This is a genomic window from Azospirillum sp. TSO35-2 (assembly GCF_003116095.1).
Lineage (GTDB): Bacteria > Pseudomonadota > Alphaproteobacteria > Azospirillales > Azospirillaceae > Azospirillum.
This window is the reverse complement of sequence record NZ_LGRA01000021.1, coordinates 1,369,945-1,386,135: the sequence shown is the minus strand read 5'-3', so window position 1 is coordinate 1,386,135 and position 16,191 is coordinate 1,369,945. Positions and strand designations below refer to the sequence as shown.

Genomic DNA, 16,191 nt, shown 5'->3' with positions numbered 1-16,191 from the left:
TCTCCCTGCACCACCTTGGACGGTGGCAAGCTTGGCGCAGGACGCGCGGCCGGGTCAATCATGGCAAAAGGCCGAAGCGGCGGCGTTCATCCGTCCTAGGGGTGCGAGCGCTTGTCCTGCTCCGCCTCGTCGGCCTCGGAGGCGCGCGGATCGATGCGGATGCTTTCGGCGCGGCGGGCCATCCACTGGAAGGCGCCCAGCCCGACCACCATCAGCACCACCACCGCCAGCAGCAGCGCCGGATAGACGATGGCGGAGATCTCCGACGTCCGCGCCTCGAACACCAGCACCAACCCCTCCAGGCTGGAGGCGATGATGATGGTGGTCAGGAACTTGGTCAGGGTGCGGCGGGCCTCGTCGGCGCGGCGCAGTTCGCGGTCGCGGGCGATCTCCTCCTCGTAGAGATACTTGGCGATCTCGAACACGGCGATGGCCAGCACGATCATCCCGACCCCGTCCAGCATCGCCGCGGTCAGGGTGGCCGCGTCGAGCGCCACCATCCCCTCGACCACCGTCAGCGCCGACAGGCCGATGAACAGCAGGGCGAACAGGGTCAGCGTCGCCGCCGCCAGCCTGTACATGCCGCGTGATGCCGATTGGAACATGCCGTTCACCCTGTCCTCCTGCCGCGCCGCCACCCGCAGGCACAACGCGCGGCGCGGCCGGTCCGCCCGGCGGGCGATGCCGGATTCGTCGACGCTGCCGGAGAACCTCTTTAGAGTGCCGGCTCCTCGCCGTCCTCCGCCGGGTTCCCCTGTCATGCCGCTGCCCCCTTCCCCCGAGCCGATCGCCAACCCCGACGCCGTGGTGGCCAGCGCCGTCTACCGCGACGGTCGGCGAGTCGCCGACGTGGCCATCACCGAGGCCGGGGCCTGGGCCGCCAAGGAGGGCGCCTTCGTCTGGATCGGGTTGTGGGAGCCCGACGAGGCGCTGCTGATGGAGGTGAAGCGCCAGTTCGGCCTGCACGAACTGGCGGTGGAAGACGCGCTGCACGCCCACCAGCGGCCGAAGATCGAAGTCTATGGCGACAGCCTGTTCATGGTCCTGCGCACCGCCCGGCTGGAGAATGACGCGCTGGTTCTGGGTGAAACCCATGTCTTCGCCGGACGCGGCTATGTCGTCACCGTGCGGCATGGGGCGTCCAGCAGCTATTCGCCGGTGCGGGCACGCTGCGAAAGCGCGCCGCATCTGCTGAAGCACGGCGAGGACTTCGTCGTCTACACCATCATGGACTATGTGGTGGACTGCTACTTCCCGGTGCTGGAGCAGATGGCCGGGCTGGTCGACGAGCTGGACGCCATGCTGATCGTCCGGCCGCCCGGCACGGCGGAGATCGAGCGCATCCACCAGTTGCGCCGTGATCTGGAACGGCTGCGCCGCAACGCCTCGCCGCTGCTGGAGGTCTGTTCCCGGCTGGAACGCTTCGAGCTGCCGATCATCGACCCGGTCATCCGCCCCTACTACCGCGACGTCCACGACCATGTGATCCGCGTCAACGAGCAGATCGGCTCGCTGCGCGAGGTGCTGTCCTTCGCCTTCGAAACCAGTATGATCCTGGCCGCCGCGCGGCAGAACGACGTGACGCGCAAGCTGGCCGCCTGGGCCGCCATCCTCGCCGTGCCGACGGCCATCGCCGGCCTGTACGGCATGAACTTCGAGCATATGCCGGAGCTTCACTGGCGCTACGGCTACCCGGCGGTGCTGGCGGCGATCGCCGTGACCTGCGTCGCACTGTACGTCCGCTTCCGCCGGACTGGATGGCTTTGAAGGTGAGACGATGAGCGACCCGAAGGACAGGCTGTACGCCCTGCTCGACACGTACACCCGCTGCCCGGTCGAGGCGACGCGTACGGAGCTGGAGCAGTCCCTGCGCGCCTACCAGACCGACTGGATCCGAGCCCATGCCGGGCAGCCGGCCCCGCCGCCGCCGCCGGTCGAAAACCCCGCCCCGGCGCCGGCCGCGAGGCCGCGGGTGGCCGGGCCGAAATTCCCCATCGCCGCGGCCGACCTGGAGATGCTGAAACGGCTGGCCGACGGCTGGCCCGGCACCACCGCCGAGGTGACGCGCTGGGCATGGTTCGAGAATCGGGAGCTGGTGACGCTGGACCCCAACCCGGCCGGGGAAGGGCCGGAGCTGCTGCGCCTGAGCCCGCTGGGCTGGGCGGCGATCGGCCGGGTGCCGCCGGACTGATCCCGGCCGACGCGCCGCCGCTCAGTTCACCTGCGGCAGCGCGAAGATCTGGCCCGGGTAGATCAGGTCCGGCGAGCGGATCTGGTCGCGGTTGGCGGTGTAGATGGTGGTGTAGAGCATGCCGTCGCCGTAGGTGCGGCGGGCCAGGCGCCACAGGCTGTTGCCGGGCTGGACGACGACGCTGTGGCCGTCGGTCATGTCGGCCGGCATCGCCGACACCTGCACCGGCAGTTCGGCGCGGGCGACGACCTTGCCGGCCAGCGTGATCTGGTCGGCCCGCAGGGTGTAGACGCCGGGGTCGATCAGCTTTTCCGGCAGCAGGCGCCAGTTGCCCTTGGGGTCGGTGTGGGCGCTGCCGACCAGGATGTTGTCCAGATAGAGCTGCACCGCGCTGTTGGGCGCCGCCCGCCCGCCGAGCGCCACCCGGCCGGCCGGGTCGTAGTCCATCGTGTCGACCGTGACGCCGCCCGGCGGGGCGGGCGCGCCCTGGGCCGGCACCGGCGGCGCCTGCAACACCGAACTGCCGCCCATCGCCGGGTTGGCCCCCACCAGACCGTCGCGCGGCACCGCCACGGCGACGGCGGCCGGTTCCGCGGCTGGGACGGCCGCGGCGGCAACGCCCGCGCCGGCGCTGGCCCTCGGCGGGTCGGGGACCATCACCACGACCACCTTGTCCGCCGGGACCGCGGAGGAGGAGCCGGGGCGGGTTTCGCTGAGGGCCAGTTCGCGGGTGCCGGGCGGCAGCGGCTTGTCGGGCAGCATCACCCACTCGCCGCGCGTGTCGGCCTTGGCCGAGGCGACCGGCGTGCCGCCGTCGGTCACCGTCACCTCCGCCCCCGGAGCGGCGCGGCCGGCCAACACCGTCGCCCCGTCCGGCGCCACCCGCACCACGTCGAAGCTGGGCGCCGCCGGTGTGGAGGGCGCTGGCGCGGAGGGCGCGGCGGCCGCGGGTTGGGCGGCGGCAACCGGCGGCGCCTGGGTCGGTGTCGCCGCGGTCGGCGTGGCGGGAACCGGTCCCGGCGCCCCGGCCGGCCACAGCGCAACCCCCGCAGCCCCGGCGATCAGGGCCGCGCCCAAAGCTGCGAACAACGCGTTTCGTTTCACCTGAGCACCCATCCGGCGGCCCACCACCACGGCAGGATGATCGAGTATAGCAGAAGGACAGGTCCCAAAAGAATGGTGCCGTTGGATCAACACCATCCGCCGTAAGCGGCGGACTGCCCCATCGGATGGGCCGGGCCGGCTCAGTTCTTCGCCGGCACCGTCTTCAGGTAGGCGGCGATGGCGGCACGGTCCGCGGCGGTCAGCTTGGAGGTGCTGTTGCGCACCACCTCGCCCATGGCGCCGCCGACGACGTCGCCGTCCGGGGTCAGCCCGGTTTCCAGCAGCAGCGTCAGGTCGCCGTCCGACAGGTCGCCGATGCCCTTGCCTTTGGTGCTGGTGATGTTCGGCACCTTGTCCTTGTCGGGGCCGTCGGGATTGCCGGCCAGATAGCGGTCGCCGTCCATGCCGCCCAGGACGCTGCGCGGCGTGTGGCACTCCCCGCAATGGCCGAGCGCGTCGACCAGATAGCGCCCGCGGTTCCACGCCGGCGGCTTGGCCGGGTCGTCCGGCACCGGGCCGGGCGTCAGGTACAGCCATTGCCAGGCCGGCACCAGGAACCGCCAGGAGAAGGGCGGCGTCAGGTCGTGCGGCTTGTTGGGGGCGGACACCGCCGGCTGGGTGGCCAGGAACGCCTTCAGGTCCAGCAGGTCGCGGTCGGTCATCCGCGTGTAGCTGGCGTAGGGAAAGGCCGGGAACAGGGCGGCGCCGTCCGGCCGCTTGCCCTCGCGGAAGGCGCGGACGAAGTCGGCGTCGGTCCAGCGCCCGATGCCGTTGACCGGGTCCGGCGTGATGTTCGGCGTGTAGAAGGTGCCGAAGGGCGTGACCAGCGCCCGGCCGCCGGCCAGCGGCGCCCCGCCCGCCTTCTCGTCGGTGTGGCAGCCCAGGCAGCCCGCCGCCTGGAAGATGTAGGCGCCGCGCGCCGCCGCGTCGGCGGGTGGGGCCGGATCGGCCGCCGAAGCGCCGCCGCCCGCCAGGGCGAGCGGCAGCGTCAGCGCGGCGCGGAGCAGGACACGCCGCATCGCGTCAGTTCTTCTTGACGCGGAAGTCCTCGTGGCAGCCGCCGCAGGTCTTGGAGGTCGCCCCCAGGGCCTGGGCGATCTGGGCGCGGTCGCCGCCCTTGATCGCCGCTTCGAGCTGCGTGGCCGCCGGCTGCACCGCCGCCCAGCGCTTCTGCGTGTCGTTCCAGTCCTTCCACAGCTCCGGCTTGGCGGCGCTGTCGGCGACGCCGACGGCGGTGCCCTCGGGGAAGATGGCCTTGGGGTCCATCTTGGACACCGCCAGCACGGTCGCCACCCCCTTGGCCGCGTCCTCGGCGGTGGCGCCCTCGTTCTTCACGTATTTGGCGACGGCGCCCATGCCGCCACCCAGTTTCTTCATCGTCTGCTGGCGGTCCTTCACCTGCTCGGCCGGATCGGCGGCGCCGGCGGCCGACAAGCCGAAGGTGGCGAACAGCATGCCGGCGACGGATGCCGCCGCAAGGACATTGACGACGCGGTTGCTCATGTGGTCCCTCCCGATGATGCCATGGTCTTGAACGGAGCCTGTGCCGCTGTTGACGCGCCGGGCCCGCCCGATATTCCATGGTGCTCACCAGGATTTTTTACTGCCCCCTGCCCGGCCCCCTGTCGGCCCATGGCGGGGGCGAGAAAGGTTGACCCGCGATGAAGACCCTGTCGTCCGTCTGCGTCTATTGCGGCGCCTCCAGCCGCGTCGCCGATGTCCACAAGGAAGCCGCCCACGCGCTGGGCGACGGGCTGGCGCGGCGCGGCATACGGATGATCTACGGCGGCGGCCGGGTCGGGCTGATGGGCATCGCCGCCGACGCCGCGCTGGCGGCCGGCGGCGAGGTGGTCGGCATCATCCCCGAACACATCCAGTCGGCGGAGGTCGAGCACACCGGCCTGACCGAACTGCACGTCGTCGACAGCATGCACACCCGCAAGCGCATGATGGTGGAGCGGTCCGACGCCTTCGTCATCCTGCCCGGCGGCCTGGGCACGCTGGACGAGGCGTTCGAGATCCTGACCTGGCGGCAGTTGCAGCTGCACGACAAGCCGATCGTCTTCGCCGATGTCGACGGCTACTGGCGCCCGCTGCTCGGGCTGATCGACCACATGGTGGCGCAGGGCTTCGCCCGCATCGACCGCAGCACGCTCTATCGCGTCGCCGACCAGATCGACGGCGTGTTCGAGGCGCTGGAGACGATGCCCGGCGCGAGCCGGCCCGACCAGCCGAAGAAGCTGTGAGGGCCGTGGGGCCGTAAGGCCCCGCCGGCGTTATCCCCAAACTTCTCAGCCTGTGGATAACTTCTGTGCACAGCTTTTGTGGAGGATCCCCCGCCCTTCACCGAGCGTTCCCGTTCCGTTTCTGCTATTGTGTCCCCCATGAGCAACCAGACCTCATCGCTGTTCGATCCCCGCCCCTCCGCCGCGGTCAAGCCGACGGCCGAGTACCGCACGCCCCCCAACAACGAGGAGGCGGAGCAGGCGCTGCTGGGCGCGATCCTGGTCAACAACAAGGCCTACGAGAAGGTCGGCGAGTTCCTGCGGCCGGAGCATTTCTACGACCCGGCGCACCAGCGGATCTTCGCGGCGATCAACAAGATGATCGACCGCGGCCAGATCGCCAACCCGGTGACGCTGAAGTCGCTGTTCGACAACGACCCCGAACTGGCGGTCGAAGGCGGCAGCGCCTATCTGGCGGAGCTGGCGGCCAACGTCGTCACCGTGGTCAACGCCGCCGATTACGGCAAGACCATCCACGACCTGTTCATCCGCCGGCAGCTGATCGAGGTCGGCACCGACATGGTGAACGAGGCGTACCGCCACGACCTCGACATCACCGCGCTCGACCAGATCGGCGAGGCGGAAAAGCAGCTGTTCGACCTCGCCTCCACCGGCGACGTGCAGGGCGGCTTCGTGGCGTTCGGCGAGTCGGTCAAGCACGCCATCACCACGGCGGAGGCGGCCTTCCGCCGCTCCAGCCACGTCACCGGCGTCACCACCGGCCTGATCGACATCGACCGCAAGCTGGGCGGCCTGCACCCGTCGGACCTGATCATCCTCGCCGGCCGTCCCTCGATGGGCAAGACGGCGCTGGCGACCAACATCGCCTTCAACGCCGCCAAGGCGCACATGCGCTCCAGCGGCCAGGAAGGCGGCGTCGTCGGCTTCTTCTCGCTGGAAATGTCGGCCGAACAGCTCGCCACCCGTATCCTCGCCGACGAGGTGCAGGTGCCCGGCGACAAGATCCGGCGCGGCGAGATCCGCGACACCGACTTCCCGAAATTCGTCCAGGCCAGCCAGGATCTGGCGCGCTGCCCCTTCTACGTCGACGACACCCCGGCGCTGTCGGTCGCCGCGGTGCGCACGCGCTGCCGCCGGCTGAAACGCACCTCGGGCCTCAGCATGGTGGTGGTTGACTACCTGCAGTTGTTGCGCGGCTCGTCGGCGCGCGGGGCCGAGAACCGGGTGCAGGAAATCTCGGAGATCACCCGCGGCCTGAAGGCGATCGCCAAGGAACTCGACGTCCCCGTCGTGGCGCTGTCGCAGTTGAGCCGCGCGGTTGAACTGCGCGAGGACAAGCGGCCGCAGCTCGCCGACCTGCGCGAATCGGGCTCGATCGAGCAGGACGCCGACGTCGTGATGTTCGTTTTCCGCGAACAGTATTATCTTGAGCGCGCCGAGCCGTCGCGCCGGCCGGACGAGAGCGACGACAAGTTCAATGACCGCTACCAGCGCTGGCAGCAGCGCCTCGGCGAGGTGCACAACACCGCCGAGGTGATCATCGCCAAGCAGCGCCATGGTCCGATCGGAACCGTGCGTCTCTACTTCGACGGCCAGTTCACCAAGTTCGGCGATCTCGACCAACACCATCAGGGTGACGAATAAGGTGTCTGGCAACATTGTGTCCGTGACCGACCCGAACCCGCGCGCCGGCGCGATCCTCACCGTGGATCTCGGCGCCGTCGTCGCCAACTGGACCCAGCTGCGCGACCGCGTCGCCCCCGCCGAATGCTCGGCGGTGGTCAAGGCCGACGCCTATGGGCTAGGCGTGCCGCGCATCGTCCCGGCGCTGGCCGCTGCCGGCTGCCGGACCTTCGTCGTCGCCCAGCTCGAGGAGGCGCTGGCCGTCCGCCGGGCGCTGGAGCCGGTCGCCCCGGACGCGCAAATCTTCTCGCTCGGCGGCCTGCCGGCCGGCTGCGCGGGCGACTTCCTCGCCAACCGCATCCTGCCGGTGCTGAACCATCTGGGCGAGATCGCGGCCTGGCGGGACGTCGCCGCGTCGCGGGGCGAGGTGCTGCCGGCGGTGATCCACATCGACACCGGCATGAACCGCCTGGGCCTCGGCCCCGACGAGCTGGACGCTCTGGCCGCCCATCCGGAGTGGCTGGAGGGCATCGACGTCCGTTACTGGATGACCCACCTCGCCTGCGCCGACGAGTTCGACCAGCCGATGACGGCGGAGCAGCGCGACCGCTTCCGTGCGGCGCTGGCCCGGCTGCCCAAAGCGAAGGCCAGCTTCGCCAATTCGTCGGGCATCTTCCACGGCAAGGACCATCACTTCGACCTCGCCCGGCCGGGCTGCGCGCTCTACGGCGTCAACCCGACGCCGCACCTCGCCAACCCGATGCGGGACACGGTGCGGCTGGACGCCCGGCTGTTGCAGGTGCGGCACTGCGCCCCGCCGATGACGGTCGGCTATGGCGCCGCCCACAGGCTCACGGGACCGGCGCGGATCGCCACCATCGGCGTCGGTTACGCCGACGGCTACATGCGCTCGCTGGGCGGCAAGGGGCACATCATCGTCGATGGCGTGGCGGCGCCGATCGTCGGCCGCATCTCCATGGACCTGATCACCATCGACGTCACCGGCCTGCCCGAATCGGCGGCGCAGCCCGGCCGACTGGTCGAGCTGATCGGCCCCCACCGCCCGGTCGACCAGGTCGCGGCGGAAGGTGGGACCATCGGCTACGAAATCCTGACCTCGCTCGGCCGGCGTTACCACCGGATCTATCTCGGCGGGTGACCGTCCATCGGTCTGTCGGTTTCCGGAAGGCACCGGTTTTCACCCCGGTGTTAACCACGCCTCGCGCCCGTGGTAGGAAGACACGTCCTGTCCTCGACCGCAAAGGCGTCCGCATGCCCCACCCGTTCCGACACGCAGTGGCTCATGGACGCCGGTCCGGCGGATGGAACAATGGAACAGAACGCCAAACCTGTTTCAAACGTTCCATTCCACCGCGTCGGGGAAGGGGGAGCCGTCGCCGGCTACGATGCCGGGCGTTTGACTGACATGCCCTGCCATTGCGAAGTCCAAGGATGACCGCAAGGCCTATCGGTGCTATGACCGCATCGCCCAAACGAGACACAAACTAGGATGCGGGCCGACTGATGGGTTTCCTCGCCGCCACCGGCCGGGCCTTCCTGATCTTCCTGGAAGCGACCGGACGCCTTGCCCTGTTCACCGGGTCCGCGCTGTCGCACTGCGTGCGCCCGCCGCTCTACCCCCGGCAGATCCTGCGGCAGATGATCGACATCGGCTATTACTCGCTGCCGGTGGTCGGGTTGACGGCGCTGTTCACCGGCATGGTGCTGGCGCTGCAGAGCTACAGCGGCTTCTCCCGCTTCCAGGCGGAGGGCGCCATCGCCACCGTGGTGGTGCTGTCGATCACGCGCGAGCTGGGGCCGGTGCTGGCCGGCCTGATGGTCGCGGGACGCATCGGCGCCGCCATGGCGGCCGAGATCGGCACCATGCGGGTGACCGAGCAGATCGATGCCCTGTCGACCCTGTCGACCAATCCCTACAAGTATCTGGTGGCGCCGCGGCTGATCGCCGGCCTGACCATGGTGCCGCTGCTGGTGGTGGTCGCCGACATCATCGGCGTGTTCGGCGGCTTCCTGGTCGGCGTCTACCGGCTGGACTTCAACGCCGCCAGCTACATCAACCGCACCTGGGAATTCCTCCACCCGATCGACGTCATCTCCGGTCTGGTGAAGGCGGCGATCTTCGGTTTCCTGATCGCGCTGATGGGCTGCTACCACGGCTACCACTCCAAGGGCGGCGCCCAGGGCGTCGGCGCGGCGACCACCAACGCGGTGGTGTCGGCCTCCATCATGATTCTGGTGTGGAACTACCTGATCACCGGCATCTTCTTCTCGACGAAGTGAGCGCCATTGCCATGACCGTTCCGCCCGCCGCCGTTTCATCCAATGCCGTTCCGCCCGCCACGGTCCCCAAGATCGCGCTCAAGGGCGTCACCAAGCATTTCGGCCACAAGAAGGTGCTGAACGGCATCGACCTGGAGGTCGGCCGCGGCGAGTCGCTGGTCGTCATCGGCGGGTCGGGTACCGGCAAGTCGGTGATGCTGAAGAGCATCCTCGGCCTGCTGACACCCGACTCCGGCTCGATCAAGGTCGATGGGGAAGAGACGACCAGGCTGCGCTCGCGCGACCGGGAGAAGCTGCTGCACAAGTTCGGCATGCTGTTCCAGGGCGCCGCCCTGTTCGACAGCCTGCCGGTGTGGGAGAACGTCGCTTTCGGCCTGATCCAGGGCGAGCACATGCCGCGCGCCAAGGCCAAGGAGATCGCCATCGCCAAGCTGGGCGCCGTCGGCCTCACCCCCGACGTGGCGGAGCTGTCGCCGGCGGAGCTGTCGGGCGGCATGCAGAAGCGCGTCGCTCTGGCCCGTGCCATCGCCGACGAGCCGGAAATCATCTTCTTCGACGAACCAACGACCGGCCTCGACCCGATTATGGCCGACGTCATCAACGAGCTGATCGTGCAGTGCGTGAAGGACCTCGGCGCCACCGCGGTCACCATCACCCACGACATGGCCTCGGCCCGCAAGATCGCCGATCGCATCGCCATGATCTACCAGGGCCGCATCATCTGGACCGGCCACGCCCGCGACATCGACAATTCCGGCAATGCCTATGTCGACCAGTTCGTCCACGGCCGGGCCGACGGACCGATCAAGATGCAGATCAAGGCGCTGTAGGTCCGGTTTTCCACCGTACGGACAAGGCCGCGGTGGAACGGAGGCGGGGGGCCGGTGTTGCTCAGCCATACGCCCGTATCCCGCGCCCCCGTGTCCGGAGAGCCGCCCTTGAGTTCGCACCCCGCGACGTCCCAGGCCTTCGACATCGACGAGGCCTTTCGCCGTCTGCGCCTGGCGGTCGCCGGCTATCCGAAGGCGGCGATGTTCGATCTGCGGGACCGCGGCTACGCCTCGCCCTTCGAACAGCTGGTGGCGAGCCTGATCTCCGCCCGCACCCGCGACGAGACGACCCTGGTGGTGTGCGAGCGGCTGTTCGCCGTCGCCCGTACCCCGGCGACGATGGCGGCCCTGGCGGAGGACCGGCTGGTCGGGCTGCTGCGCGGCGCCACCTTTCCCGAGCCGAAGGCGCGCGACATCCTCGCCCTCTCCCGCCGCATCCGGGACGAGCATGGCAGTGAGGTGCCCGACACCCCAGACGCCCTGATGCGGTTCCACGGGGTCGGGCCGAAGATCGCAGCGCTGACGCTGGCGGTCGGCTTCGACATTCCGGCGCTGGCGGTCGACGTCCATGTCCACCGCGTCACCAACCGCTGGGGCTACGTCGCCGCACCGACCCCGGAAAAGACGATGGCGGCCCTGCTGGCGGTGCTGCCGAAACGCTATTGGGTGGAGATCAACGAACGGCTGGTGCCTTTCGGCAAATGGATCTGCACCGGCATCCGGCCACGCTGCTCGACCTGCCCGCTGCTGTCGATGTGCGCGCGGGTCGGTGTTACCGACCACCGGTGAGTGGAACCGTCAGCGACGCATTGACGCAGATCCTGGCGAGGCGGCGGCGGGACGGCTAGAAGGACGCCACCGTTCCGCTTTCCAAGGCTCCGCGATGATCGTCTATGCCCTGCGTTGCGCCTGCGGCCATGAGTTCGACCAGTGGTTCGACAACATGGCCGACTACGACACCAAGAAATCCGCCGGCATCGCCTGCCCGTCCTGCAACGGCACCGACGTCGCCAAGGCGATCATGGCGCCCCGCGTCGGCAAGACCCAGGCCGCCCCGCCGGCCCCCGCCTGCGCGCCGGGAGGCTGCGGCGGCGGGGGCGGCTGTCCGATGATGTCGATGATGTGAGCGGTGTTACCGCCGGCGCGCCTCGGCGGTCAGCCGCGGCCCCGGCGTCAACTCCTCGCGCCGGCGGGGGGTGCCGAAGCTCGGCTCGACGCGGTTCTCGCGCGGCCGGTCATCGCCGGCGGGAGCACCACGGATCGGATCGACGCCCCGGCCGCTGCGCCACCAGGCAAAGCCGATGCCGCCCAGCGTCGCGGCGATCAATCCTGCGACCCCGGCCCGCGCGGCGTTGGACTGCCAGACCGACGGGCCGCCGCCCACCGCCACCGGCTCCTCGACCGGAACCGTTTGGCCATCGGGGGCAGCCGCCGCGACAGCCCCACGGGGCGCCGCCTGGGGGACCGGCCCGTCGGACGCGCCGGTCGCCGGGCGCGTGGCGGCCGGGACAGAAGCGCTCAATGCCGCGGCGGCAGTTGCCGGGCGGGCCGCCGGTGCCGCGGAGGGCGCCGGCGCGCTGTGGCTGGCCGAACTGGATGAGGATGAGGACGACGAGGACACCGGCGCTCCGCCAAACTGCGCCATGCCGCCGACGCTCTCGTTGCCGGCATCGACCCGGCCGGTCGGGGCGGCGCGCGGCACCACCTCCTTGTCGTGGCGGGTCTGGCCGATCTGGCTCTTGGACAGGCTGCCCATGGTCGGGGAAGCCTTCTTCTCCCGCTCGCCCATCAGCTTGGCGACGGTGGCCTGGTCGAGATTGCCGGTGGCGGGCAGGCCGACCGACTTCTGGTAGGCGCTGAGGGCGGAGCGCGTCTCCGGCGTCATCTGGCCCTTGGCGCGGCCGCCGATGTCGTAGCCCTTTTCCTTCAGGATGGTCTGCGCCCATTGGATGTCGGCCGCCGCCGATTGAGCCCAGGCCGCCCCCGGTGCGCCCACCGCCAGCGCCGACACGATCACCGCCACAGCCGCCACAGCGGCGCCACCCGGCGCCCGCCGCGAATTCCCAGACATGCCTATCCCTCCGTCCGTGACGCCCGACCAACTTCAGAGCCACGACACACCCCGATCAGGGGCTGCAACCGTGTTACCAGATTGCGGCCCTTTTCCGGTGGCGATTTTTGTGCGTCTGCGTTGTCCCCGGCGCAGCGTTGCCGAAAAGGCGCGCTCGAAAAACAGGCTCCGAAAATGGATGAGATGGGTCCGGCCGTGCTACCGTCAATTCGGGGGCAGCAGAAGGGGACGCAACCCATGACCGGATTCAGGATCGCCGGGCTGGCGCTCGCGACCGCAACGCTGCTGGCGGGTTGCGGCAGCGCGCCGTCCTACCGCGAGTGGACGGCGGGCGAGGCCGTGCCGACCATCGCCTACGACGAATGCACCGAGCAGGTGGACAACACCATGCGGCTGCGCGGCTACCCGCTGCGCCCGCTGCCGGAGACGCCGCAGTTCGGCTATCGCAAGGAAATCTTCAGCCAATGCATGCGGCGCAAGGGCTACGGCACGGAGTGACGGTCACCGCCCGCCGGCCAGGTGCAGGTAGGTCAGAACCCCGGCCAGCGTGCCGATGAGGATCACCGCAAAATAGACGCGCAGCGGCAGGGCGACCGCTTCCTTCGCCTTCGGCTTGGCGTCCGGCCTGGGCGGCGCCTTGGGGGCCTTCCCGGGCCGGGGGGCCGGCCGGATGCCGCCGCCCCTGGTCGGGTCATACAGCTCGATCAGCGTCCAGTTGAACTCCATCCCCTCGTAGCCGGAGTCGGCGTTGTAATCGAGCTGGATCAGCCGGAAATAGGCGCGCGGGTTGACGCCGACCATCTGGTCGAAGCGCGCCTTGGCCTGCGGCAGCCCGTCGCCGACCTCCAGCGTCTTCCATCCCTTGCCGCGCGCCTTCTGGATGGCGTAGCGGGTCGGTTGGGGCGGGCGGGGGGCGGGCATGGCGGCAGTCTACCCGTCACCGGCGCCCCTACGCCAGCGGAACCGCGTTGTTGCGGATGACCGAGGCGTACCAGTCGTAGCTGGCCTTCGGCTTGCGGGCCAGCGTCTTGCGATCGACCTGGACGAGGCCGAAATGGCGGCGGTAGCCTTCCGACCATTCGAAATTGTCCAGCAGCGTCCACACCATCCAGCCCTTGACGTTGCAGCCCTCGTCGATCGCCTTGGCGGCGGCCAGCATGTGGTCGCGCAGGTAGGCGATGCGATCGCCGTCCTCGACCTGTCCGCCCGGCCCGACGCTGTCGGGGTAGTCGGCGCCGTTCTCCGTCACGTAGACCGGCGGATTGCCGTAGCTTTCCTGCAGTTCGACCAGGATCTCGGCCAGCCCGTCGGGCTCCACCGGCCAGTCCATCGCCGTCTTGCGCGTGCCCTCCGGCGGCGAGCCGTAACCGGTGCCGAACAGCCCCTGCGGGTCGGGCTGCTGGTGCATGCGGCTGTAATAGTTGACGCCGAGGAAATCCACCGGCTGGCGGATGCGCGCGAGGTCGTCCGGCTTGATGATGCGGGCGAAGTCGGCCTCCAGCAACTCCGGATAGCGGCCCTTGATCAGCGGGTCGAGGCAGGAGCGGTTCCACACCGCGTCCCACATCAGCGAGGCCGGGTAGTTCGAGTCGAGCCCGCCGACCGGCCAGGACGGTTGCAGCGACAGCACGGTGCCGAGCTGCCAGCCCTTCGCCGTCGCCCCCGCGGCGCGCAGCGCGGCCAGCGCGGTGCCCTGCGCCAGGTTCTGGTGGTGGATCGCCTTCAGGCAGTTCACCCGCCCGGTCATCCCCGGCGCGTGCCCGCCGGTGCCGTGGCCGAAGATGGCGACGACCGACGGCTCGTTCAGCATGGCCCAGTGCTTGGCGCGGTCGCCCAGCCGGGCGGTCACCGCCAGCGCGTAGTCGGTGAACCAGCCGGCGATGTCGCGGTTGGTCCAGCCGCCCTTGTCCTGCAGCGCCTGCGGCAGGTCCCAGTGGAACAGGCAGGGCCAGGGCTCGATCCCGCGGGCCAGCAGCGTGTCGGTCAGGCGGTCATAGAAGTCGAGTCCCTTGGGGTTGACCGTGCCGGTCCCCAGCGGCAGCACCCGCGGCCAGGCGATGGAAAAGCGGTAGGCGCGCATGCCGGCCCGCGCCATCAACTCCACGTCCTCGGCGTAGCGGTGGTAGTGGTCGCAGGCGATGTCGCCGGTGTCGCCGTCGACGGTGCGGCCGAAGGAATGGCTGTAGGTGTCCCACACGCTGGGTCCGCGCCCGTCCTCCGTCACCGCGCCCTCGATCTGGTAGGCCGAGGTGGAACAGCCCCACAGGAAGCCGTCGGGAAGGGCGACCCGGGCCGGGGGGGCGCCGGGAGCCGCCTGCACGGCACCGCGGGTCAACGCCGCCAGCGCCCCGGTGCCGGCCGTCGCCGCCACCGTCGCCTTCAGGGCCGTCTTCAGAAAAGTCCGCCGCCGCATCGCCCGTGTCTCCGATCCGATCCCGAAGCCGACGCTTCGGTGTCCGTCGCCGCGCACTCTATGCGGACCAACGGTTTTGGCAACGGGGGGATTTCCCGCATCGGCGATTCTCCGGATATCTTTCCGGATCATCCAACGGAAGGGTGAGCGCCGATGGAACGTTTGGAACACGGTGAAACACTTTTGGGGCGATGTTCCACTGTTTCATCCGGCGGGCGGATGGACGGCGGCGGATGACGAGCATGACGGCCCCTTTCCCGGCACATAAAGGCTATTATTCCTATCACTGACGGCGCACCCGCGCAAATCCGGGACGGAACCGGGAGCGTCGCGCCGGCGGAGGATTCGACAGCGACGCCGTAGGCGTGGCGTCATCGCTGCGGTATAGTGACGCCATGCAAGACCTTTTCCCCATCCTGATGGTCCTGGCGATGCTGACGGTGGTCGGCTCGCTGTTCGTCGGCCTCTTCTTCATGGCCCGCGGCGGCCGCGGCGACCCGCGGCGCTCCAACAAGGCGATGCGGCTGCGCGTGATGCTGCAGGGCGTCGCGTTGCTGCTGTTCGTGCTCGCCATCCTGACACGGGGCTGACCGACGCCATGGTGAAGCTGACCAAGATCTACACGCGCGGCGGCGACGCCGGGGAAACCTCGCTCGGCGACGGGCGCCGGGTGCCGAAGGGCGACCGCCGCGTCGCCGCCTACGGCACGGTGGACGAGGCGAACGCCACCGTCGGCATGGCCCGTCTCCACACCGCGGCGTGGCCGGAGGCCGACGCGATGCTCGGCCGCATTCAGAACGACCTGTTCGACCTGGGCGCCGACCTCTGCACGCCGGAGGAGGAGGCGCCGAAATACCCGCCGCTGCGCATCGTCGACGCCCAGGTCGACCGGCTGGAGGCGGAGATCGACGCGATGAACGCCGGCCTGGCGCCGCTGACCTCCTTCATCCTGCCCGGCGGCTCGCCGGCGGCGGCCCACCTGCATCTGGCCCGCACCGTCGTGCGGCGGGCGGAGCGGCTGATGACCGACCTCGCCCGCGACGAAGCGGTGACCCCGGCGGCGCTGAAATACGTCAACCGGCTGTCCGACCATCTGTTCGTGCTGAGCCGTGTGGTGAATCGCAACGGCGCCGACGACGTGCTGTGGGTGCCCGGTGCCAACCGCTGACCGACCACCCGCGCGAACCCGACCACCGCGCAAGCGCTGACGAGGCAGCGCCAAAGAGTGCGATACCCGGTTCCCGCCCAACCTCGGGGCGTCATTGACAGTGGTAATGCCAGATCCTATGGTCCGTTCGCAACCACAGCAATTTTCGCGGTGTTCGCCGTAAAAGGCGCGCTCAGAGCAGCCAGGGTGAGTTATGAAAGTCCTCGTCCCCGTTAAGCGAGTGGTCGACTACAACGTGAAGATC

General features: G+C 69.7%; 19 protein-coding genes. 12 read left to right on the top strand and 7 right to left on the bottom strand.

Features of this window, described 5'->3' with window-relative positions; translation table 11 throughout:
• Positions 1 to 95: 95 nt before the first annotated feature.
• Positions 96 to 761 (bottom strand): hypothetical protein, encoded by a 666-nt coding sequence (locus TSO352_RS22435; RefSeq protein ID WP_247872313.1) that lies wholly within the window; start codon positions 759 to 761, stop codon positions 96 to 98.
• Between TSO352_RS22435 and corA the strand changes: the two genes are divergently transcribed.
• Positions 760 to 1,767 carry a magnesium/cobalt transporter CorA gene (gene corA, locus TSO352_RS22430; protein ID WP_109109425.1) on the top strand — a complete coding sequence of 336 codons (1,008 nt, stop codon included), beginning with the start codon at positions 760 to 762 and terminating at the stop codon, positions 1,765 to 1,767. The genes TSO352_RS22435 and corA overlap by 2 nt on opposite strands.
• 10 nt (positions 1,768 to 1,777) lie before the next feature.
• Positions 1,778 to 2,191 (top strand): hypothetical protein, encoded by a 414-nt coding sequence (locus tag TSO352_RS22425; RefSeq protein WP_109109424.1) that lies wholly within the window; start codon positions 1,778 to 1,780, stop codon positions 2,189 to 2,191.
• A gap of 21 nt (positions 2,192 to 2,212) precedes the next feature.
• On the opposite strand, the gene TSO352_RS22420 is transcribed toward TSO352_RS22425, so the two are convergent.
• The 3 genes from TSO352_RS22420 to TSO352_RS22410 all read right to left on the bottom strand — a co-directional run bounded on the left by TSO352_RS22420 (position 2,213) and on the right by TSO352_RS22410 (position 4,798).
• On the bottom strand, positions 2,213 to 3,280 hold the full coding sequence (locus TSO352_RS22420; RefSeq protein ID WP_247872312.1) for a LysM peptidoglycan-binding domain-containing protein: 1,068 nt from the start codon (positions 3,278 to 3,280) through the stop codon (positions 2,213 to 2,215).
• Between the two features lie 155 nt (positions 3,281 to 3,435).
• On the bottom strand, positions 3,436 to 4,314 hold the full coding sequence (locus tag TSO352_RS22415) for a cytochrome c (protein WP_109109422.1): 879 nt from the start codon (positions 4,312 to 4,314) through the stop codon (positions 3,436 to 3,438).
• 4 nt (positions 4,315 to 4,318) lie between these two features.
• The gene (locus TSO352_RS22410; protein ID WP_109109421.1) at positions 4,319 to 4,798 is read right to left on the bottom strand and encodes a cytochrome c; all 480 of its coding nucleotides are present in this window, start codon (positions 4,796 to 4,798) and stop codon (positions 4,319 to 4,321) included.
• Between the two features lie 158 nt (positions 4,799 to 4,956).
• On the opposite strand from TSO352_RS22410, the gene TSO352_RS22405 reads away from it, so the two are divergent.
• The 7 genes from TSO352_RS22405 to TSO352_RS22375 all read left to right on the top strand — a co-directional run bounded on the left by TSO352_RS22405 (position 4,957) and on the right by TSO352_RS22375 (position 11,421).
• The gene (locus TSO352_RS22405; protein WP_109109420.1) at positions 4,957 to 5,541 is read left to right on the top strand and encodes a TIGR00730 family Rossman fold protein; all 585 of its coding nucleotides are present in this window, start codon (positions 4,957 to 4,959) and stop codon (positions 5,539 to 5,541) included.
• 138 nt (positions 5,542 to 5,679) lie between these two features.
• Entirely contained in the window at positions 5,680 to 7,185 is a 1,506-nt protein-coding gene (locus tag TSO352_RS22400) for a replicative DNA helicase (protein WP_109109419.1), read from the top strand.
• 1 nt (position 7,186) lies between these two features.
• Positions 7,187 to 8,323, top strand: a complete 1,137-nt coding sequence (gene alr, locus TSO352_RS22395) for an alanine racemase (protein ID WP_247872311.1) — start codon at positions 7,187 to 7,189, stop codon at positions 8,321 to 8,323.
• 365 nt (positions 8,324 to 8,688) lie between these two features.
• Positions 8,689 to 9,465, top strand: coding sequence for an ABC transporter permease (locus TSO352_RS22390; protein WP_109109418.1), 777 nt, complete (start codon positions 8,689 to 8,691; stop codon positions 9,463 to 9,465).
• An 11-nt stretch (positions 9,466 to 9,476) separates the two neighbouring features.
• The gene (locus TSO352_RS22385; protein WP_109109417.1) at positions 9,477 to 10,295 is read left to right on the top strand and encodes an ATP-binding cassette domain-containing protein; all 819 of its coding nucleotides are present in this window, start codon (positions 9,477 to 9,479) and stop codon (positions 10,293 to 10,295) included.
• A 108-nt stretch (positions 10,296 to 10,403) separates the two neighbouring features.
• Positions 10,404 to 11,084 (top strand): endonuclease III, encoded by a 681-nt coding sequence (gene nth, locus TSO352_RS22380; RefSeq protein ID WP_109109416.1) that lies wholly within the window; start codon positions 10,404 to 10,406, stop codon positions 11,082 to 11,084.
• A 94-nt stretch (positions 11,085 to 11,178) separates the two neighbouring features.
• A complete protein-coding gene (locus tag TSO352_RS22375; RefSeq protein WP_199231692.1) occupies positions 11,179 to 11,421 on the top strand; it encodes a DUF1178 family protein in 243 nt (80 codons plus the stop codon).
• A gap of 6 nt (positions 11,422 to 11,427) precedes the next feature.
• Here TSO352_RS22375 and TSO352_RS22370 read toward each other — a convergent pair whose 3' ends face one another.
• Complete coding sequence (locus TSO352_RS22370) at positions 11,428 to 12,366, bottom strand: peptidoglycan-binding domain-containing protein (RefSeq protein WP_109109415.1); 939 nt, start codon at positions 12,364 to 12,366, stop codon at positions 11,428 to 11,430.
• A 237-nt stretch (positions 12,367 to 12,603) separates the two neighbouring features.
• Here TSO352_RS22370 and TSO352_RS22365 point away from each other — a divergent pair, with 237 nt between their 5' ends.
• Positions 12,604 to 12,864, top strand: coding sequence for a hypothetical protein (locus tag TSO352_RS22365; protein ID WP_109109414.1), 261 nt, complete (start codon positions 12,604 to 12,606; stop codon positions 12,862 to 12,864).
• Positions 12,865 to 12,867: 3 nt separating this feature from the next.
• Here the strand turns inward: TSO352_RS22365 and TSO352_RS22360 are convergent, their stop codons facing one another.
• Positions 12,868 to 13,287, bottom strand: coding sequence for a hypothetical protein (locus tag TSO352_RS22360; protein WP_109109413.1), 420 nt, complete (start codon positions 13,285 to 13,287; stop codon positions 12,868 to 12,870).
• A gap of 28 nt (positions 13,288 to 13,315) precedes the next feature.
• Complete coding sequence (locus TSO352_RS22355) at positions 13,316 to 14,779, bottom strand: GH1 family beta-glucosidase (RefSeq protein ID WP_109109412.1); 1,464 nt, start codon at positions 14,777 to 14,779, stop codon at positions 13,316 to 13,318.
• A 395-nt stretch (positions 14,780 to 15,174) separates the two neighbouring features.
• On the opposite strand from TSO352_RS22355, the gene TSO352_RS22350 reads away from it, so the two are divergent.
• Positions 15,175 to 15,369, top strand: coding sequence for a twin transmembrane helix small protein (locus TSO352_RS22350; protein ID WP_109109411.1), 195 nt, complete (start codon positions 15,175 to 15,177; stop codon positions 15,367 to 15,369).
• A gap of 8 nt (positions 15,370 to 15,377) precedes the next feature.
• The gene (locus TSO352_RS22345; protein ID WP_109109410.1) at positions 15,378 to 15,947 is read left to right on the top strand and encodes a cob(I)yrinic acid a,c-diamide adenosyltransferase; all 570 of its coding nucleotides are present in this window, start codon (positions 15,378 to 15,380) and stop codon (positions 15,945 to 15,947) included.
• Positions 15,948 to 16,191 lie beyond the last annotated feature (244 nt).